Annotated in this window: 22 protein-coding genes; 12 read left to right on the plus strand and 10 right to left on the minus strand. The window is 57.7% G+C overall.

Going from position 1 to position 19,816, the window contains the following annotated elements:
• Positions 1-53: 53 nt before the first annotated feature.
• From ACRZ95_RS02840 to fabD, 4 genes are all read right to left on the minus strand, one after another.
• Positions 54-593, minus strand: a complete 540-nt coding sequence (locus ACRZ95_RS02840; protein ID WP_170676453.1) for a GNAT family N-acetyltransferase — start codon at positions 591-593, stop codon at positions 54-56.
• 139 nt (positions 594-732) lie between these two features.
• A complete protein-coding gene (locus tag ACRZ95_RS02845) occupies positions 733-966 on the minus strand; it encodes an acyl carrier protein (protein WP_008756330.1) in 234 nt (77 codons plus the stop codon).
• 209 nt (positions 967-1,175) lie between these two features.
• Positions 1,176-1,913 carry a 3-oxoacyl-[acyl-carrier-protein] reductase gene (fabG, locus tag ACRZ95_RS02850; protein WP_170676455.1) on the minus strand — a complete coding sequence of 246 codons (738 nt, stop codon included), beginning with the start codon at positions 1,911-1,913 and terminating at the stop codon, positions 1,176-1,178.
• Positions 1,914-1,955: 42 nt separating this feature from the next.
• Positions 1,956-2,894 carry an ACP S-malonyltransferase gene (gene fabD / locus ACRZ95_RS02855; protein ID WP_170676457.1) on the minus strand — a complete coding sequence of 313 codons (939 nt, stop codon included), beginning with the start codon at positions 2,892-2,894 and terminating at the stop codon, positions 1,956-1,958.
• Between the two features lie 174 nt (positions 2,895-3,068).
• On the opposite strand from fabD, the gene ACRZ95_RS02860 reads away from it, so the two are divergent.
• Entirely contained in the window at positions 3,069-4,295 is a 1,227-nt protein-coding gene (locus tag ACRZ95_RS02860) for a cytochrome b/b6 domain-containing protein (RefSeq protein WP_170676459.1), read from the plus strand.
• Positions 4,296-4,356: 61 nt separating this feature from the next.
• Here the strand turns inward: ACRZ95_RS02860 and ACRZ95_RS02865 are convergent, their stop codons facing one another.
• A complete protein-coding gene (locus ACRZ95_RS02865) occupies positions 4,357-4,929 on the minus strand; it encodes a YceI family protein (RefSeq protein WP_170676461.1) in 573 nt (190 codons plus the stop codon).
• 130 nt (positions 4,930-5,059) lie between these two features.
• Positions 5,060-5,578 carry a hypothetical protein gene (locus ACRZ95_RS02870; protein ID WP_170553073.1) on the minus strand — a complete coding sequence of 173 codons (519 nt, stop codon included), beginning with the start codon at positions 5,576-5,578 and terminating at the stop codon, positions 5,060-5,062.
• Between the two features lie 284 nt (positions 5,579-5,862).
• Here ACRZ95_RS02870 and rpsF point away from each other — a divergent pair, with 284 nt between their 5' ends.
• The 6 genes from rpsF to ACRZ95_RS02900 all read left to right on the plus strand — a co-directional run bounded on the left by rpsF (position 5,863) and on the right by ACRZ95_RS02900 (position 9,623).
• The gene (rpsF, locus tag ACRZ95_RS02875; RefSeq protein WP_068332653.1) at positions 5,863-6,216 is read left to right on the plus strand and encodes a 30S ribosomal protein S6; all 354 of its coding nucleotides are present in this window, start codon (positions 5,863-5,865) and stop codon (positions 6,214-6,216) included.
• Positions 6,217-6,243: 27 nt separating this feature from the next.
• The gene (gene rpsR, locus ACRZ95_RS02880; protein WP_005608650.1) at positions 6,244-6,471 is read left to right on the plus strand and encodes a 30S ribosomal protein S18; all 228 of its coding nucleotides are present in this window, start codon (positions 6,244-6,246) and stop codon (positions 6,469-6,471) included.
• Between the two features lie 12 nt (positions 6,472-6,483).
• Positions 6,484-7,104: a 50S ribosomal protein L9 gene (gene rplI, locus ACRZ95_RS02885; RefSeq protein WP_170676463.1), complete on the plus strand. Its 621-nt coding sequence runs from the start codon at positions 6,484-6,486 to the stop codon at positions 7,102-7,104.
• A 149-nt stretch (positions 7,105-7,253) separates the two neighbouring features.
• Positions 7,254-7,739 carry a lytic transglycosylase domain-containing protein gene (locus ACRZ95_RS02890; RefSeq protein WP_170676465.1) on the plus strand — a complete coding sequence of 162 codons (486 nt, stop codon included), beginning with the start codon at positions 7,254-7,256 and terminating at the stop codon, positions 7,737-7,739.
• A gap of 220 nt (positions 7,740-7,959) precedes the next feature.
• Positions 7,960-8,661, plus strand: a complete 702-nt coding sequence (locus tag ACRZ95_RS02895) for an autoinducer binding domain-containing protein (RefSeq protein WP_170374044.1) — start codon at positions 7,960-7,962, stop codon at positions 8,659-8,661.
• Positions 8,662-8,768: 107 nt separating this feature from the next.
• On the plus strand, positions 8,769-9,623 hold the full coding sequence (locus tag ACRZ95_RS02900) for an acyl-homoserine-lactone synthase (protein WP_170676467.1): 855 nt from the start codon (positions 8,769-8,771) through the stop codon (positions 9,621-9,623).
• Positions 9,624-9,717: 94 nt separating this feature from the next.
• Here the strand turns inward: ACRZ95_RS02900 and tig are convergent, their stop codons facing one another.
• From tig to ACRZ95_RS02915, 3 genes are all read right to left on the minus strand, one after another.
• The gene (gene tig, locus ACRZ95_RS02905) at positions 9,718-11,049 is read right to left on the minus strand and encodes a trigger factor (protein ID WP_170666493.1); all 1,332 of its coding nucleotides are present in this window, start codon (positions 11,047-11,049) and stop codon (positions 9,718-9,720) included.
• 184 nt (positions 11,050-11,233) lie between these two features.
• Positions 11,234-12,358, minus strand: a complete 1,125-nt coding sequence (locus tag ACRZ95_RS02910) for a porin (RefSeq protein ID WP_170553061.1) — start codon at positions 12,356-12,358, stop codon at positions 11,234-11,236.
• A gap of 308 nt (positions 12,359-12,666) precedes the next feature.
• The gene (locus ACRZ95_RS02915; RefSeq protein ID WP_170676469.1) at positions 12,667-14,310 is read right to left on the minus strand and encodes an NAD(P)H-hydrate dehydratase; all 1,644 of its coding nucleotides are present in this window, start codon (positions 14,308-14,310) and stop codon (positions 12,667-12,669) included.
• A gap of 169 nt (positions 14,311-14,479) precedes the next feature.
• Between ACRZ95_RS02915 and ACRZ95_RS02920 the strand changes: the two genes are divergently transcribed.
• The 5 genes from ACRZ95_RS02920 to ACRZ95_RS02940 all read left to right on the plus strand — a co-directional run bounded on the left by ACRZ95_RS02920 (position 14,480) and on the right by ACRZ95_RS02940 (position 18,958).
• A complete protein-coding gene (locus tag ACRZ95_RS02920) occupies positions 14,480-14,818 on the plus strand; it encodes a P-II family nitrogen regulator (protein WP_170325301.1) in 339 nt (112 codons plus the stop codon).
• Positions 14,819-14,851: 33 nt separating this feature from the next.
• A complete protein-coding gene (gene glnA, locus ACRZ95_RS02925; RefSeq protein WP_170374049.1) occupies positions 14,852-16,258 on the plus strand; it encodes a type I glutamate--ammonia ligase in 1,407 nt (468 codons plus the stop codon).
• A 103-nt stretch (positions 16,259-16,361) separates the two neighbouring features.
• Complete coding sequence (locus ACRZ95_RS02930; RefSeq protein WP_170676471.1) at positions 16,362-17,006, plus strand: MSMEG_1061 family FMN-dependent PPOX-type flavoprotein; 645 nt, start codon at positions 16,362-16,364, stop codon at positions 17,004-17,006.
• Between the two features lie 63 nt (positions 17,007-17,069).
• Positions 17,070-17,861: a lytic murein transglycosylase gene (locus tag ACRZ95_RS02935; RefSeq protein ID WP_170676472.1), complete on the plus strand. Its 792-nt coding sequence runs from the start codon at positions 17,070-17,072 to the stop codon at positions 17,859-17,861.
• Between the two features lie 200 nt (positions 17,862-18,061).
• On the plus strand, positions 18,062-18,958 hold the full coding sequence (locus ACRZ95_RS02940; RefSeq protein WP_170639565.1) for a hypothetical protein: 897 nt from the start codon (positions 18,062-18,064) through the stop codon (positions 18,956-18,958).
• Between the two features lie 36 nt (positions 18,959-18,994).
• Here the strand turns inward: ACRZ95_RS02940 and ACRZ95_RS02945 are convergent, their stop codons facing one another.
• Positions 18,995-19,738 (minus strand): heme-dependent oxidative N-demethylase family protein, encoded by a 744-nt coding sequence (locus ACRZ95_RS02945; protein WP_170676474.1) that lies wholly within the window; start codon positions 19,736-19,738, stop codon positions 18,995-18,997.
• Positions 19,739-19,816 lie beyond the last annotated feature (78 nt).

The following is a 19,816-nucleotide window of genomic DNA, read 5'->3' on the forward strand; positions in this document are numbered from 1 at the left end:
ACTAGGATCGGCATTGTTTGCGCTGTTTGCGGCATAGCGGTGTGTTGGCGGTATTACGCCCGCGCCGGAGGGCCGTTGCGACGAAGAAGATGGACCGGGGTGCCGTTGTACTTGGCCTCACGCATTACGACATAGCCCAGCTTTTTCGCCAGCTTCTGCGACGAGGCGTTGGCTGCGTTCACCATCGCCACCAATCGGCCCGGCATGATCCGATCAAACCAGTCATGGGCGGCCTGAGCGGCCTCATATCCGAGACCCAGCCCCTGAGCTTCGGGGGCCAGAACCCAACCGGCTTCGGGATAAGTGTCGAAATCCTCGCCCATTGCACGGTTTCCATAGAAGAAACCGGCCTGACCGATCAGCTTGCGATTCGATTGCTGCAGCACACCCCATTGCCCGAACCCGGCCATCTGCCAATGCCCTGCATTGCGCAGAAACGAGTCCCAGGCCTCACCGCGCGACCGCGGGGTGCCACCAATATGGCGCGTTACACACGGGTCGCGCCAGATCTCGGCGAACCGTTCAAAATCCTCAGGGCGCATCGCACAGAGTGTCAGACGTGCCGTGTTTATCATCGGGGTGGATCTTATCATGTCCTGCCCACCTTGAATTGTGCCTCAGTGGAAACAGTGCGAATCGAAATCGCCTCGTGCAACCCTGAATTTAACGCGGGCACAAAAAAGCGGCGCCTCCGTTGCCCGGAAGCGCCGCTTTTCTATCAGTACGATACGCTTAGGACGCTTCGCTGATGAATTTGACGGCGTCGCCAAAGGTCTGGATGGTCTCGGCTGCGTCATCGGGAATCTCGATGCCGAACTCTTCTTCGAAGGCCATGACCAGTTCAACGGTGTCCAGGCTGTCTGCGCCCAGGTCGTCGATGAACGAAGCGTTTTCCGCTACTTTGTCTTCTTCAACACCCAGGTGTTCAACAACGATCTTCTTCACGCGATCTGCGACGTCGCTCATGTCTATTCCTCATTCTTTCTTCAGGGCGATCCGCCCGGTTCTGCCCTTGCCCGCTCGGGATGGACTTGTTTTGCCCGTTCCGGGCGGTTTGGCTCCCGGCTGTCCGGGAAAGTCGAGGGCCGACCAAAACGACCGGCCCCAGCATAGATGCGCCGCCTATAACATAGTCGACGCGCAAGGCAAACGCTTTCGCACTGCCTTGGTTGAGGTCACAACATGGCCATGCCGCCGTTCACATGCAAGGTTGTTCCGGTCACATATCCGGCCTCGGGGCTGGACAGGTACAGAACAGCTGCCGCGATTTCCTCAGGGTCACCCATGCGACCGGCCGGAACTTTCAGCAACAAACCTTTTTTCTGCTCGTCCGTCAGCTTTTCCGTCATCGCCGTCGTGATAAAGCCAGGGGCCACTGCGTTCACCGTAATCCCACGCGTTGCGACCTCATGCGCCAGCGCTTTCGAGAACCCGATCATCCCTGCCTTTGAGGCCGCATAGTTCGCCTGCCCCGGATTGCCGATCGCTGCAACCACGGACGAGACATTCACGATCCGGCCCCAACGCGCCTTCATCATGCCCCGGATCACGCCTTTGCACAGCTTCATGGTCGAGGTCATGTTGACGTCAATCACGCTCTGCCATTCCTCGTCGGACATGCGCATGAAAAGGTTGTCACGGGTGATGCCCGCGTTGTTGATCAGGATATCGACCGAGCCCATCGCTTCAGCTGCCTGTTTCGGCAGGGCCTCGACGGCTTCGGAATCGCTCAGGTTGCACGGCAGCACGTGGGCGCGTTCGCCCAGTTCGTCGGCCAGTTTCTGCAGCGGTTCAACCCGCGTGCCGGACAGACCGACCGAGGCACCCGCGCCGTGCAGAGCCCGTGCGATATCGCCTCCGATACCACCCGAAGCGCCAGTGATCAGCGCGTTCTTACCTGTCAAATCAAACATTCTATTTCCCTCGTGAGACGCCCCGAAGGGCGCGTTCTATGCTTACGATTCGGCCTGTACGGCCTTTTGAACATCCTCAGGCGTACCAACGGCCTTGCCCGCAATTGCCCGGTCAATCTTGCGGATCATACCAGACAGAGCCTTGCCCGCGCCAATTTCCCATGTCTCGGTGACCCCCTGCGCCGCCATATATTGCACGCTTTCCCGCCACCGGACCGATCCTGTGACCTGCTCGACAAGCAATTGGCGGATCAGATCCGGATCTGTGACCGCCTCGGCCCGCACATTGGCGATCAGTGGAACGGCCGGTGCCTTGATCTCAACTGCGGCCAGGGCCTCGGCCATCGCATCCGCCGCGGGCTGCATCAGCGCGCAATGAAACGGAGCGCTGACGGGCAGCATAACCGCACGCTTTGCACCCTTTTCCTTGGCAATCTCAGCCGCACGTTCCACAGCAGCCTTCGCGCCGGATACCACAACCTGGGTCGGGTCGTTGTCATTGGCTGCCTGACAAACCTCACCCTGCGCGGCTTCTTCGGCAACGGCGCGCACGGCATCGAGATCCAGCCCCAAGATCGCGGCCATCGCACCTTCGCCTACCGGAACGGCGCTTTGCATGGCTTGCCCACGGGTCCGCAACAGGCGAGCAGTATCAGCCACCGTCAACGCACCAGCAGCAGCCAGTGCGGAATACTCACCCAATGAATGCCCGGCCACAAAAGCGGCATCGGTGACCGAGACGCCTTCGGCCTCAAGCGAGCGCATCGCCGCCATCGAGGTCGCCATCAGCGCCGGTTGTGCGTTCTGCGTCAGGGTCAGATCGGCAATATCGCCTTCCCAGATCAGCTGGCTCAGCTTTTCGCCAAGCGCGTCGTCCACCTCGTCGAAAATGGCCTGAGCTGCCGGGTATGCCTCGGCCAGAGCCTTGCCCATGCCTATGGTCTGGGCACCCTGCCCTGGGAAAACGAACGCGCGTGTCATTGCAACCTCTTGGATGACGTTAGGTTGCGGCGGGGTGTAAACCGTGTGAGGACGCGGCACAAGTAGGGCCTGCGCTCTGCATTCGGGCACCATCTCTGTGCGCGGGTCGGGCTTGTGCCGAATCCGTCTGGCTTTAGGTTCAAGACAGCCAATCGAATCCGGAGCGTGCAAGAGATGCCCTCGACCAATACCTTTTCCACCTATGGCAGCGTGACCAAGACTTTCCACTGGTTGACCGCCCTGCTGATCCTGACCGCCCTGCCCTTGGGCTGGTTTGCCAATGATTTGGCGCATGCCATTTATGACCCGAACATCCCGACCAGCGAATCCGATATCGCACGGGCCGCAACGCTGTTTTCCCTGCATAAAACGATCGGGGTCACCGTGTTCTTCGTGGCGCTGGCGCGTATCCTCTGGGCGCTGACCCAAACCAAACCCGGCCTGCTGAATGCCGACAACAAGCCCGAGGCCTTCGCAGCCGAAACCGTTCACTGGATGCTCTACGCTTCGCTTGTTCTGGTGCCCTTGACCGGCTGGATACACCACGCCGCGACCGAAGGCTTTGCGCCCATCTGGTGGCCCTTCGGCCAAAACCTGCCCTTCGTGCCCAAATCCCTCTATTTGTCCGAGGTGACGGCAAACCTGCATTGGCTGTTCATCTGGGTTCTTGGCGGGTCGCTGGCGCTGCACATCGCGGGCGCGCTGAAACATCATGTCGTGGACAAGGACAGCACCCTGCGGCGGATGCTGCCGGGACGCACTGACGCGCCCGAGCCTCCGGCCCAGCACCACTCACCCGTACCTGCATTTGCAGCCCTGGCCATCTGGGGTGCCGTTCTGGTCGGTGGCTGGTCCATCGGAGTGTTCGAGGATCACGCAAAAGGCGCCGTGGATGCGGCCGAGCTTGGCGATGTGCAATCCGACTGGAACGTCGAAGAAGGCACCCTGTCGATCACCATCTCGCAGTTGGGCAGCCCCGTCACCGGCAGCTTCGGCGAATGGACGGCCGCAATCGCGTTTGAAAACCCCGCCCAACCGGGCCCTGCGGGATCGGTGGATGTGACCATCGCCATCGCGTCGCTCAGCCTCGGGACGGTCACAGACCAAGCCATGGGCGCTGATTTCTTCAACAGCGCGCAATTCCCAACGGCCCAGTTCAAAGCTGACCTGTTCAAAACAGATTCAGGCTACGAGGCCCGAGGCCCCCTGACCATCCGAGACAAATCGGTGGACGTCGTACTGCCCTTCTCCCTGCAACTCGAGGACAACACGGCAACCATGTCCGGCACATTAGAACTGAACCGCATGGCGTTCGATGTCGGCACATCCCAACCGACCGAGGAGTCTCTGGGCTTCAACGTTACGGTCTCCGTTGACCTGACGGCGAAACGTTCAGAATAAAAAAAGAAACCGCCGGGGGTTTTGGCCCCCGGCGGTTGTGATCCAAAGGATCAGAGCAGATTTACTCGGCTTTCTGAGCCTCGACAGAGATCTGCACCTGAACTTCATCGCTCACGAAGGGCGCGAACTGACCCAGGTCGAACTCGCTGCGCACCAGCGTCGTTGTTGCGTCGAAGCCGGCCCAGGGCTTGTTTGCCATCGGGTGGCTGTCAGCCTTGTTCAGCTTGGCATCCAGAACAACCGACTTGGTAACGCCGTTCATGGTCAGGTCACCGGTGATATTGGCGGTGTTCTCGCCGGTCACTTCGATCGAGGTCGAGGTGAACGTGACCAGATCCCCTTCAGAGGCACCAAAGAAATCTTCGGTCATGAAGTGATCTTCACGCGGCTTCCAGCCCGTGAACATCTCCAGAACCGGCATCGAGACCGAAACGCTCGACGCGGCGGGGTCTTCCTGATCGAACATGATCTCGCCCTCAAAGCCCGAGAACATGCCGTAAGTGGTCGAGAAACCAAGGTGATCGTAGCTGAAAAGCACCTGGCTATGGCTGGGGTCCAGAACGTATTTTTCGGCGCTGGCGAAAGCAGTGGTTGCCGTTAGGGCAAGCGCGGCAGCAAGGAGGGTGGATTTCATGACTGTCTCCGGGTTTGTGGACTATACGCAAACATAGTGCGTTTGCTCGGAAACAAAAATGTGCTGCCCAAGGGCAGCACACAAGTCTTTTTGATTCACAATTTCTGTGCCTGGTTGAACAGAATAAATCTCAGGCGAAAATTGTTACACTTTGGCTGAGTTGCCCTTTCAGCGCTCGGCTGACATCCGCCGATTGCAGCGGCAGTTTCATCAGCAGGCTGCCGTCGACATCGAACAACTGCACCTCGTCATCCTCGAACTTTGCACCACCCAAGCTGTCATAGCTGCGACGCAGAACGGTCTGAGGGCGTCCGTTTTCATTCTTCTGCAGAACGCGCACCTCGCGGCGGATCGGGTCAAAATAGGCATCCGGGCGGCTGTCCATCACTTCGATCGTCAACAGGCTTACGCCAACGATCAGGAACACCATCGAGGCCACCATTTTGATCGGCCAAACCTCGGCACCCAACATCGAACCGGGCATCAGCCACATCGAAAAGGCGGAAACGATCAGGAAGGCTCCGACGGCGCGCGCCAATACCAGCCGCGCTTGCCAGTTCGCTTTGAACGTGATCATGACCGGAACGGAATGCTCAAAGCTCGTACCCGTCGCTTTATTGTCGAGCGTATTTGTCTGTATCGCGGTCATAACATCCATACCCTTGTTAAGGTTACCGTCGTGAGTCTGTGCTATCCGGTTATTTCCGGGTTGCTTATCAACTTCGGGGCGAAAAGCGTCAGGAATTGGGCGCGGCAGTGGAAATTGGGCGACTTCACAGAGGCATATGTGGCAGGGCTTGCCCCGCCCGCTCAAACGTGTATACGGGGCCATCCTTCGCAGGAGATATGAATCGCGCAGCCTCTCGTGGCAGGGTCGCGAAGGACCAGATGGCCCCGCCTTTGAAATGCGCCTTGATATAAACAGGAGTGCACATGCCACTGTATGAGCATGTAATGATCGCGCGTCAGGATCTGTCCAACGCGCAGGCAGAAAGCCTTGTCGAACATTTCGGCACCGTTCTGGCTGACAACGGCGGCAACGTCGTCGAAAGCGAGTACTGGGGCGTCAAGACGATGGCTTACAAGATCAACAAGAACCGCAAAGGCCACTACGCCTTTCTGAAAACCGATGCCCCTTCGGGTGCGGTTCAGGAAATGGAACGCCTGATGCGCCTGCATGATGACGTTATGCGCGTTCTGACCATCAAGGTCGACGAGCATGCCGAGGGCCCCTCGGTCCAGATGCAGAAGCGCGATGAGCGCGAAGGCCGCCGCGAGCGCCGCTGATCAACGCCTGACGAAAGGACATAAACCATGGCCGCAAAACCATTTTTCCGCCGCCGCAAGGTCTGCCCGTTCTCGGGTGAGAACGCGCCGAAAATCGACTACAAAGACACCCGTCTGCTGCAGCGCTACATCTCTGAGCGTGGCAAGATCGTACCTTCGCGCATCACCGCCGTTTCGGCGAAAAAGCAGCGTGAACTGGCTCGTGCTATCAAGCGCGCCCGCTTCCTCGCCCTGCTGCCCTACGCTGTGAAGTAAGGAGAGACTGACATGCAAGTTATCCTTCTGGAACGCGTTGCGAAACTGGGTCAAATGGGCGACGTCGTTGACGTCAAGCCCGGCTACGCCCGCAACTTCCTGCTGCCCCAAGGCAAAGCCCTGAGCGCATCGAACGCCAACATCGCGTCGTTCGAAGCCCAGAAAGCGCAGCTGGAAGCACGCAACCTGGAAACCAAGAAAGAAGCTGAAGCGCTGGCTGAAAAGCTGGACGGTCAGCAGTTCATCGTGATTCGCTCGGCATCGGATGCTGGCGCTCTGTACGGCTCGGTCACCCCGCGTGACGCCGCAGACGCTGCGACCGAAGCAGGCTTCACCGTCGACAAGAAACAGGTCGTTCTGGTCGCTCCGATCAAAGAACTGGGCCTGCACGCGGTTGCAGTTCGCCTGCACCCCGAGGTTGAAGTCGAGATCAAGATGAACGTTGCTCGTTCGGAAGAAGAAGCCGAACTGCAGGCATCGGGCAAATCGATTCAGGAACTGGCTGCTGAAGAGGAAGCTGCTGCTGAATTCGAAATCGCCGAACTGTTTGACGACATCGGCTCAGCCGCGTCGGAAGACGAAGATCTGGCGACCGAGGCGGCTCCGGCTGACGAAGACGAAGCCAAAGCCTAACCTAGCTTGCGCAAAAAGAATGAAGGGCTGCGCCATTCGCGCGGCCCTTTTTCATGTCGGGACCAGCAAAATTCAGCCAAAATTTAATGCTAAGGTTGCGACAAAAGCCTTGATCCATATGATCGCCGCCTGAAGTTCGGAGTAGTTTGATGGCCCCATTCTCACGTCGCAGCATCATCGCTTTCCTTGCCCTGTCTGCCCTCGCCGCGTGCAGCGGTGCCGAGGTTTCACGCGGTGACGCCGATCCCTTCGATCCGCCGCTCTACCCCAACGAAACGCCCGAGCTGAGGGCCTCAATCAACAAATGGGCCGATCACTACGAACTCCCCAGAGAGCTGGTCCACAAACTTGCGATACGCGAAAGCACGCACAGGCCATGGGCTGTAAACCGGCCGTATTACGGGCTTTTGCAGATCCTACCCGCTACCGCACGTTCGATGGGATACAAGGGAAATGCCCAAGGTTTGCTGAATGCAGACACAAATCTTGAATATGCAGGCAAGTACCTGAAAGGTGCCTGGATGCTGGCGGACGGAGATCAACAACGCGCGATTTTCCTTTACGCCAAAGGGTTTTACCCCGAAGCAAAGGCGCGCGGAATGCTCGTAGAAACAGGGCTACGACCCGCGCCCTAGACCCTAGACGCTGTTAGCAGTTTGGGCAAAATAGTGACAAAAATGCTCTATAGCTTGAAACAACACGCCAAAAGCTTAGACATTTCCTGCATTGACTTGTCATGTTTTGAATTATGTGATGTCCTGATTGCCGTGAGGTAAGTTGGGTTCCACTCTAGGTAAATTGCAAGTCCGGCCACACCACTGGACTTCAAGATAAGCCGCAGGTCGTAGGCGAAAGATGGAGATCGTTGATCTGAGCACTCTGCCGGACTCAGAAACTCGGTACACCGAGTTTCTGAAGCAAGTGTGCGAAAAACACGATATGGATCACGCCGCCTACGCTGGGATGAACCCCGCTGCGGGCAAAGTTGCTGGCTTTGTGACCTATGATGATGCCTGGAACGAGCATTACCAGAAACAGGGTCTGGTCATGATTGACCCGACACTTCACATGGCAAAACGCAGCATCGCCCCCGTTGATTGGAGCCGCCTGGAACGCAGCCCCGACTTCCAACGCGTATTCCGCGATGCACATGATTTTGGCTTGTCCAATCAAGGCGTTACGATACCGGTTCGCGGCCCATACGGGGATATCGGGTTCCTGAGCGCGACGCGGGATTGCTCCAAGGAAGAATGGCGTAAGCTGTATACCCATGTGATCAGCGATCTGCAGTCCATGGCCGTGCATATCCATGACAACGTGGTGACCTCGGATGAGCTGACAGGTGCGCTTTATCACCCGAACCTCTCGACCCGCGAGGCCGAGATCCTGCAATGGGTGGCGGCAGGGAAATCTCAGCAGGATATCGGCGACATTCTGTCGATCTCGCACCGCACGGTTGAGGTTCATCTGCGCTCCAGCCGCGAAAAACTCAGCGCTTTGACGACGCCTCAGGCCGTTGGGCGGGCGATCGCGATCGGGCTTATCACCCCGGGATAAACACAAAAATCACACAATTCGGCCAAAATACGGGAAACCCCCAATAGAAATCTCCCTTCAAACGAGTAACGATCGGTTTACCGAACAACCACTCGAAGGGGGAAACCATGATCATCGTAGTAGATGGGCTGAACAGACACCAATTCAGCGACGTTCTTGACGAAATGTTTGAACTGCGCGCGCGCGTATTCGGCGAGCGCTTGGGCTGGGACGTCAAAATCGAAGACGGCAAAGAAATCGATGAATTCGATCATCTTGATCCTGCATACGTAATCGGACTCGACGACGGGGGGAATGTCGTCGCAGCCGTGCGCGCCCTGCAGACCACCGGACCGCACATGTTGTCGGACGTATTCTCGGCCATCCTTGACGGCGAACCTCCGATCCGCAGCGCGACAATGTGGGAATCCACCCGCTTCTGCGTCGACACCCAACGGCTGAACCGCGGCAAAGACAAGAACTCGGTTTCTTACGCAACCTGTGAGCTAATGATCGGTTCGCTGGAATATGCAAAGAACGCCGGTATTCAGGACATCATCACCGTGATTGACCCGATCATGGATCGGGTTCTGAAACGGTCGAACTGTGCGCCCTATGACTATGTGGGTAAAACCGTGCCGATGGGCAAAGTCTCGGCCCTTGCCGCCCTTCTGGATTGCACCGATGAGCGCATCGACGCCATTCGGGACTTTGCAGGCATCAAAACCGACGTTTTCCTGGAAGAAGACAAGGCGCTCGAGCTGTTCAACAGAAAGAAGCAGGTTGAACAGAACCCTGCAAATCGCGACCACAAGCCGCTCACAGAGCTTGAGAAGTACTTTGTGGAGCAGATGAACGCAGCGCGGAATGAGGCCGAACGGCAAGATGTTCTGAGGCTCATCGAGACGCTCTCCAACACCTTCACGCCAGAGCAGAAGACTGCTCTGCTACATACCCCCCGTGCTTTTGCTCATGAGGCCTGACCCCCTCACCTCATAGTACAAAGCCACCCTAGCGGAGTCGCCCTGATCAGGCGGCTCCGCTTCTATTTTGGCGCCCCAAAAGGGGGGAAGAGGATTATTCCTCTTCCAGTGCCTCAACGGCTTTTTGCAGGTCGTCCTTGCTGACTTCTTTGTCAGACACCTGAGCCAGTTCGAACACGTAGTCGACGACCTTGTCTTCGAAGATCGGCGCGCGCAGCTGCTGCTGCATCTGTGCGTTCTGCTGAACGAACTCAAAGAACTGACGCTCTTGCCCCGGGTACTGACGCGCCTGGTTCATGATCGCTTGGGTCATCTCGGCGTCGGTGACTTCAACCTCGGCCTTCTGACCCAGCTCGGCCAGCAGCAGACCCAGACGCACGCGGCGTTCAGCCAGTTTGTTGTGCTCATCCGAAGGCTCGATCTCGCCGTGGTCGTGGCCTTCCACATCCGGGTTTTCCTCGTGGAACAGCTGGTGTGCGATTTGCTTGGCTTCGGCTTCAACCAGCGACGGAGGCAGGTCGAACGACACTTTGGTGTCCAGCGCGTCGAGCAGACCACGCTTCATGACAGCGCGTGCAGCACCGGCATATTCGGCTTCCAGACGCTCAGAGATCTGGGCCTTCAGGGCTTCCAGATCCTCGGCACCGAATTTGGTTGCCAGTTCGTCGTTGATCTCGGCTGCAACCGGCTCTTTCACTTCTTTGATGGTGCAGGTGAAGACAGCGTCTTTACCGGCCAGATGCTCGGCGCCGTATTCCTCGGGGAAGGTGACGTTGACGTCTTTTTCTTCCTCGGCTTTCACGCCAACCAGTTGCTCTTCGAAACCGGGGATGAAGCTGTTGGAGCCCAGAACCAGCGGGTAGTCCTCGGCCGAGCCACCTTCGAATTCTTCGCCATCAACCTTGCCGACAAAATCGAACACGATCTGGTCGCCGTCCTTGGCTTTCGAACCTTTGCGGCGTGCTTTGAAGTCCTGCGCGGTCTCGGCCAGGTTGTTCAGCGCTTCTTCAACGGCTGCGTCGTCCGCTTTGACAACCAGCTTTTCCAGCTCCACCGATTTCAGGTCGACCTCGGGGATTTCCGGCAGCGCCTCGTAGGACATTGCGACCTCGACATCGTCGCCTTCTTTCCAGTCCTCGTTGGTCATCTTGACCTCGGGCTGCAGCGCAGGGCGGTCGCCGCTATCTTCAAAGTGCTTGTTCATCGCACCGTCGATGGTTTCCTGCATGGCTTCGCCCAGCAGACGCTGGCCAAACTGCTTTTTCAGCAGCGCCATCGGCACCTTGCCTTTGCGGAAACCCTTCATCTCGACTTCGGGCTGCGCTTCGGTCAGCTTCTCGTTGACCTTGTCGTCCAGCTCGGCTGCGGTCACAACGATGTTGTAGCCGCGTTTCAGACCTTCGTTCAGCGTCTCGGTAACCTGCATTATGGTAGTCCCCATAGGATTCGGGGCGCGCAAAACGGCGCGCCGGGCAAATTTGACGCCTTCTATTTGCCCAGCCGCCCACGTGCAAGGGGGCAATGCCCGGATCACCCCGGTTTTACCGTCTTCAACAGCAAAAAAACGCCCCAGTTGGAACCAGAGCGTTTTGTGAAACATCTATCGCTGATCAGAACTGCCAGCGCGCGCCCAAGACCCAGGCTTCGTTCTTGTCGAACGACGTCCCATCTTCGAAATCGTGGTTGCGGTATTTCAGGTAGGCATCCGTGTTGATCGAGTCGATCCGCTGCACGACTGCGATACCCCACGCTTTGGTGTCCGACCCATCGTTGTTGAAGTCTGAGCCATCGTAGTAGTCGATGCCCACACCGGTTTTACCCCAGGCCACCCAGTCGCCCTCGTAAGCAATTTTTGCATACCAGAAGCTTGGGTCCGATGCGCCACTTGCGGTGTCGTCCCGCGACCCTGCAGCAGCGGTAAAGCTGAACCCGCTGGGCAGCAGAACCGAGGCAGACCCTATGGTATCCTTGCGCTCACCCGAAACATTGTCGAAATCTCGCACGGCATAGGCCACGCTGGCAGCAAACTCGACGCCACCGGCAAAGGTGTTGTTATACGCGATCGCAAAGTCGTAATACGTGTCATCGTCGCTGCTGGAGAGCGCGTTTTCACCATAGGCGACAGCTGCACTGAACCCGTTGAAGTCAGGCGTATCGTAGCGCACGCGCGTCCGGCGGCCACCGTCAAAGTTGCTGCTGGAGTCACCGACCGTAATGTCGCTGAGTACCCCATCGGTTCCGCGATAGAAGAAGCCCGAGTTTTCATCGTTGGTGAACGAATAGAGCGCCGTTCCAACATAAGACAAGTCCGTCTCAGCCGCCCCGTCCGAAGCCATGCTGCCCTGCCCCGCCGAGAACTTGCCGTAGCCGCCCTTCAGCGCGAAATCCACGTGACGGATATCTTCCCGCGTCCAACCGCTGAAATCCGTACCCAACTGGTTCCATTCGCTCGAGTTTGGCAGTCCTAGTCCGGTTTCGAGCCGAAACGTAAACTCGTTGTCGCCGTAGGGCTGCATAAGGCGCAAGCCGACACGGCTGTTGGACAGGTCGTTGTCCAGCAAACGTGTCTCGGTGTCTTGTCCGTCGTCAACTGAGATCAGCGCCGGGTTGAACTGTCCGTAGAGCTCTACATATCCGCCGCTATTGTTTTCGTATTTCAGCTCAGCCGCAGCTGGAATGGCCGTGGTCGCCGCCAAAAGCGCCGCAACAGACGAGGTTTTCAGGTTAAGGGTCATGTCACTCACCTTGAAATAGTTTGTTATTTGGTCTTGCTCACATGCTCACCACACCGAGCCGTTCCAATGGGGCGCGCCCTACGCCGAAAGAAGGTGACGAATCCGCAACAGAATACCTTGGCGCAATCAAGATAAGTTGTTTTAATTCAATCATCTAACTGCCTTCCCGCAAAAACAACGGGCTGCCCCCAAGAAAAATCCGATAGCTTCTCATGAGCGCAGCAAATAGCCGCTATGCGCACAGGGAAATTCCTGTAACGAACGCGCGATCAGATGTGATTTTCGCATCCCGATCGCGCAAGACGCACTTACATATTCATACACTTATAAACATCAGGCAAGACCTCAGGCAGGTCTTCAGCGATTAATCCAGGACCGAACCGACGCGCGCATTCCACGTGAAGCCACGCCGCCGTCTCCGCCGCGCCCATCGCGTCGAACCCCCGAGCCAATAATCCGGTGATGAAACCGGCTAACACATCCCCGGACCCGGCCGTCGCCAGCCAAGGGGCCGCGCGCTCATACTGCGCCGAATGAACCGAACACCGCCCGTCCGGGGCGGCGATCACTGTATCTGGCCCTTTGAACAGCACCACACAGCCCGCACGCTTTGCAGCCTCACGCGTTGCATCCACCTTAGAAAAGGCAGGACCACGGGTCGGTGGGGCGGAGAGCTTCTCGGCAATATCAGGAAACAGCCGCGCAAACTCGCCGCCGTGAGGCGTCAGAACACAAGCCACATGTAGCTGAGCGAACAAGGCCGAAGGGTCTTCGGAAAATGCCGTTAGCGCGTCCGCGTCCAACACCGTCGCGCGCTTCGCCGCGAGGGCAACAGGTACCAGATCCGCCGCCCGCTCAACACCCATTCCAGGACCAAGACACACAGCGTTAAGTCGATGATCCGTCAGAATGTCGCGCAAGTCGTCGCCCCCCTCGACCCGCATCATCATCAAGGCCGTGATCTGAGAGGCCACCTCCATCTGCGCCGAGGGCGGCACACCCAATGTCACCAACCCTGCCCCAATCCGTAACGCCCCCCGCCCAGACAGTCGCGCGGCTCCAGTTTTTCCAAACCCACCCGTCAGAATCAAAGCATGCCCATGCGCGTATTTGTGGCCCGGTACACCTTTCCCTAGCTCCTCGCCAGACGGCTGCCGAACCGCCGTCACCACCTCGGATGCGCTCGGCTCACCCTTAAGCCCGATATCCTTGACGACCAGCTTCCCGCAATAGGACGCCCCATCCTCCAGCACATGCCCAAGTTTGCGCGAATGAAACGTGACCGTCAGGGCCGAGCGGGCACAGCGCCGGCCATGTGCCGGAAACGCACCCCCCAAAACCTTTCCTGAGTCTGAACAAAGCCCCGAGGGCAGATCAATCGCGACGGTCCGTGGTGGCACGATATCTGTACCGCGCCCCTTCCGCCGCAAAGCCCAGGCATCTGCTGCATCATCATGCGCCCAAAGGTGTTCCCAAAGCGCAGCATCGTCGATTGGCCGCGCCAACCCTGTCCCAAACAGCGCATCAATCGACACATCCGGATGGCGCAAGTCCTCATCCCCCAAATCCGCAGCCGCGCGTGTTGGTCCACCCCACCGCTCATAATTCGTCCGCGCGTCCTCAGGCAGTTTTGACGGGTCGCCAAACAAGACCACCTCAACCGCCCACCCCCGTTGTCGAAGCAGCCGCGCCACCACAAAACCGTCGCCCCCATTGTTCCCAGGCCCGCACAGCACCATGGCTCGCAAGGGATCCCCTTCATCTGGCCTTAAATATCCCGGGGAGCTCGAGGGGCTTGCCCCTCGATCCCTCAGCTCTGGCCATTCCTCGAAGATCGCGTCCACAACGCCCTGACCCGCGCGCTCCATCAGCTCCAGCCCGGTCACCTCGCCCGAGTCGATGGCCGCCCGTTCCAGCGCACCCATCTGCGCAGCCGTCAGCAAATCAACCATCTCAATTCCTCACGCGATTCAATTTCGATTACTTTTTGTGCAAACCGATCAAAATTTGACCATGCGCCTTTTTTCAATGCACCAGATCACGCCGAAGCGCGCAATCGGATTGCTGCATCCCTTTAGACGTGATCACTGCACCTCAGACAACCATGCAAGGTGAGCCGGAATGAAAAAGATCGAAGCGATCATCAAGCCGTTCAAACTGGACGAAGTGAAAGAGGCACTGCAGGACGTTGGCGTCCAGGGTCTCAGCGTGATCGAAGTCAAAGGCTTTGGCCGCCAGAAAGGTCACACCGAGCTGTATCGCGGCGCGGAATATGTCGTCGACTTTCTGCCCAAAGTAAAAGTTGAGGTCGTACTCGACGACGATCAGGTTGACGCTGCGATCGAAGCCATCGTCTCGGCCGCGAAAACCGACAAGATCGGTGACGGCAAGATCTTTGTCTCACCTGTCGAGCAAGCCATTCGCATCCGTACCGGCGAGACCGGTTCGGAAGCCCTGTAACACACACATCTTCAACCCAGAGGAATCAAGAGAATGAGCAAGGACGCAGTTCTTCAGCTGATCAAGGAAGAAGGCGCAGAGTACGTCGACATCCGTTTCACCGACCCGCGCGGCAAGCTTCAGCACGTGACCATCATGGCCGACCAGGTCGATGAAGACTTCCTGGAAGAAGGCTTCATGTTCGACGGTTCGTCCATTGCGGGCTGGAAGTCGATCGAAGCGTCGGACATGAAACTGATGCCCGACACCGAAAGCGCCTATGTCGACCCGTTCTATGCGGAAAAGACCATCTGCTTGCACTGCTCGATTGTTGAGCCCGACACCGGCGAAGCCTATGAGCGTGATCCTCGCGGCACCGCTCAGAAAGCTGAAGCATACCTGAAATCCTCGGGTATCGGTGATGTCGCCTACATGGGCCCCGAAGCCGAATTCTTCCTGTTCGATGACGTCCGTTTCTCGAACAGTATCAATAAGGTATCCTACGAAGTTGATGCAACCGATGCGTCGTGGAATACTGACACCGAGTACGAGATGGGCAACATGGGCCATCGTCCGGGCGTCAAGGGCGGCTACTTCCCCGTGAACCCCGTTGACGAAGCACAAGACCTGCGTTCGGAAATGCTGTCGACCATGAAGCGTCTGGGCATGAAAGTGGACAAGCACCACCACGAGGTTGCGTCCTGTCAGCACGAGCTGGGCCTGATTTTTGACAGCCTGACCAAGCAAGCCGACGAGCTGCAGAAGTACAAATACGTCATCCACAACGTTGCACACGCCTACGGCAAATCGGCCACCTTCATGCCGAAGCCGATCGCAGGTGACAACGGCACCGGCATGCACGTGAACATGTCGATCTGGAAAGACGGCAAGCCTCTGTTCGCTGGCGACAAATACGCCGACCTGTCGGACGAAGCATTGTACTTCATCGGCGGCGTTCTGAAGCACGCGAAGACCCTTAACGCCTTCACCAACCCATCGACCAACAGCTACAAGCGTCTGATCCCGGGCTTTGAAGCACCTGTTCTGCGCGCCTACTCGGCCCGTAACCGTTCGGGTTGTGTCCGTATTCCGTGGACCGAAAGCCCGAAAGCCAAGCGCGTCGAGGCTCGCTTCCCTGACCCAGCTGCGAACCCCTACCTGGCGTTTGCCGCACTGCTGATGGCTGGTCTGGACGGCATCAAGAACAAAATCGATCCGGGCGAAGCCATGGACAAGAACCTGTACGATCTGCCTGCCGAAGAGCTGGCCGACATCCCGACCGTTTGCGGCTCGCTGCGTGAGGCTCTGGAAGCTCTGGCATCCGATCACGACTTCCTGCTGCAGGGCGACGTGTTCACCAAAGACCAGATCGATGGCTACATCGCACTGAAGATGGAAGAGGTCGAAACCTACGAGCACACACCGCACCCGGTAGAATACGGCATGTACTACAGCTGTTAAGCCGGTTGCAGACCTACCATTCCAAGGGCGTCCATTCGGGCGCCCTTGTCTCATATGGCGTGATCTTTCAAACTGGCCGTCAAAACAGGTTGGGAGAGAGCGCATGTCACCCGATGACCCGTTCGCGCAATTCAACGAATATGTGACCTCGGCTGATCAGCTGGAAGGCATCACCGGCGCGCCATTGCCTCAGATCATCGCAAAGGAACTTTCGGCTCTGGATCAGATGTGCCGGGACTTCATCGACAGGTCCACCTTCTGCCTGATCGCATCAGCCAACCCGGACAGTTATCTCGATATCTCGCCGCGTGGCGACCCAGAAGGATTCGTGCATGTCATCTCGGACCAGATGCTCGCCATCCCCGATCGCCCCGGCAACAAGCGCGTCGATACCTTTCACAACGTTCTGAAGGACCCACGCGTTAGTGTGATCTTCTTCGTCCCCGGCAAGATGGAGACGCTGCGCCTTCGCGGTACGGCGCGTATCTGTGTCGATGAAACGCTCTTGAGGACCATGGCCATCAAAGGCAAAGCGCCCAAGTTGGCGCTACTGGTCCATGTCGAAACCGCTTTTGCCCACTGCCCTAAATGCGTCATCCGCTCCAACCTCTGGCAGCCGGAGAACTGGCCTGACTCCTCGGATCTGCCGAACATGAACGCGATGATGGTCAAACACGCCAAGATCGGCAGAACGCCTGATGAATGGTTCGAAGACCTCAAGCAAGCTGGCGAGTTGGACCTGTATTAAACCCTTTTCGAAGCAAGGGCTGGCGTTTAGCCTTAATGCAGATTGTATGAGGGAATTGACCTGATGTTGCGCATTCTAACCCTGACGCTCGCTCTGTCTGCACCGACGCTTAGCCTCGCGGCCCCTTGTGGGAACACCAGTGCCGGGTTCGAGGCCTGGAAAGCTGATTTTGCCAAGCAGGCCAAGAAATCCGGGGTAAAGAAGAAGGGTCTGCAAGCCCTAGCACAGACGCAATATGCGACCGGAACCATTGCCGCGGATCGCAACCAGAAAAGCTTCAAATACTCGCTGGATAAATTCATGCGCGTGCGCGGGGCCGATACCATCGTTGCGCAGGGACGCAAACGTAAGGCAAGAAACCCGGAATTCTATGCCGCGTTGGAACGCCAATATGGAGTTCCAGCAGGGGTTCTGATTGCCATTCACGGTATGGAAACCGGCTTTGGGGGTTTTATGGGCGACAGTCAGGTTGTGTCAGCAATAACCACTCTGGCCTATGATTGTCGCCGATCCGAGTTCTTCATTCCTCACGCAATTGGGGCACTGAAGCTGGTCGATCAAGGCAGTATTACCATGGCGACAAAAGGGGCAAAACATGGCGAGTTGGGCCATACTCAGTTTCTACCCGGCAACGCGCTGACCTATGGTGTCGATGCCACTGGGGACCGGCGTGTCGACTTCTACAACATGACGGACGCGCTGGCCTCAACCGCCAATTTCCTGCGCAAGAAAGGCTGGAAACCCGGTCGCGGCTACCAGCCGGGGCAACCCAATTTCAAGGTTATCCAGCAGTGGAACGCCGCCTCGGTCTACCAGCAATCTATCGCGATAATGGCTGCCCGAATCGATGGATAGCCCGGCCGCGATCCCGCCGCGCACCCCTCACAGTTCAGCCACAATATCGCCATAGTTGCACGGAAAAAGCCTCAATCGCTTGGTTTCCAAAGCGTAGTCAATCCATCTGAATTTCGATTTTTTTTGTAGTTTCGTCAAATTCTGCCCCACATCGCGCTTTAGAATGATGCCCAAGACGACTTGCGGCAAAGGAATGCGCAGTGACCAAAAAGCACAGCTATCATGGCGGCTTGCAGTTTGCAGGCGACACCGACGGCGCGGTCGAGCGTTTCGGAACAATTGTCGCCGCGACCCTTGAAGATTACGGCCACCTCGTTGAGCGCAAGGCCCTGCTGAGCAACACTGAGGCGAGCATCGTCTGCAGCCAGTATCTGGTGCGGTTGACGCTCGAGACAGAGGAGCTGCAGCCCGACGACCGGCATGATCGCCTGGACCGCGCTGCCGGGCTGAAGACCCTGGTCAGGCCGTCTGCGTCGCGTCCTCGCAACCGGTTGGTTATCAACATCTCCCCAGTGTCCCCCTTGCTGGATGATTCCGAAATCTCGGAGTTGATGCTGGTGGTTATCCTGTATCGCATGGTCGACATCTGCTCATCCCAACGGGTGGAGTGGCTGTCGCCTCATACGGTTCTGACAGTCGAGCAGTTCATGAGCGCCTTTGACACGCTCGCACCGACCAAACCAAGAAATCGCAAACAGATCTTTCAGTCGGTCAGCGGACAGTTTGCAGGGTTGAACTATCCGGAACCCGAAGAGTCCGAGATTGCCAAACCTGCCCCCCGCCCCATCCAACTGACCGATGAGCAATTGCTGAGCATCGCCTTTCGAACCGAAGATGACCCAGTGGCGCAAGCGACACCTGATCCGCAAGAGTACACATCCGATCGCCCAAGCGACGCCCTACGGCTGAGTAGTTGGTGCCTGACTGGTGTCGTCGCCAGCATGTCGGCTCCGATTGCTGTGTCGATGGCCGCAGTCAACCTGATCCGGGGCGAGGATTTCCGCCTGAACACTCAGGTTCTGGTCTTTACCTTTGCCATCGTTGCGCTGAACGCCAGCAATGCATTTGCCGATGTCGCCACCGCGCTCGGCATGTAACCCAACTACCGAAGACCCTCCTTGGAGGCCCCGCCATCAGGCGGGGTTTTCCATTTTTGGCACCTGGTTTGCGGCCAGAACGTATGTATGGATCGAAAACACAACTGCGCGCGTTTCCGGCAGACGCAGAAGGGTCTGACGTTCGCTGCGCAAATATGGGGCGCGACCATGATCTCGGGTTTCACGCCGATCGTTGGCGCTACGGGGCTGGTGCAGCTCGGGGTCGTCATACCAGAGGGCATTGAACCGCCAAAGCGGTCGCCCCGGTTGTATCCCGTCAAACAGACGCTGCACGCGACGGGCGATATTGTCATCGTAGCTGTCCACGGGCACATGAATTCCCACCAACGGCCGCATGAACTTTTCACGCAAGAGCCAACTGGCCGGAAAGCACAGGATCGCACCGGTCAGAACATGCTCATTCCCCTGCTTCTGAAGGATGCAGAAATCCTCTTGCACCAGATTGCACAGCGTATCCAACGGGTTTGCAAAATCAATCGGCACACGCACGCCATCCGGGCGGAACGCGTAGTCCGTCGCGTCTGGATAAGTTTGGTGCAGAACAAACTGCAACAGCTCTTGCGCGGCGGGTTCCGCCTCGGGGGACAGGGCCAGAACATCGTCCCGCCGGTTTTTCAACAGGGCGGCACGGTGCGCCATCTGCGCGGCGAAGACATCGTCCTGGTGCAACCATTCCGCCATATCGGTGGGCTGAATGCCTGGCAAGGCACGGGTTTGGCTCGGATCGTATGGGATACTGGACTGTAAAATGGCAACCATGCCATCCACTTATCATCAGCCTGACCGACTGTCGGTAAAAAAGCGACCAAGAATCCGTCGTATTCTTCTGGGACACCC

The organism is Ruegeria sp. AI3 (assembly GCF_056541245.1).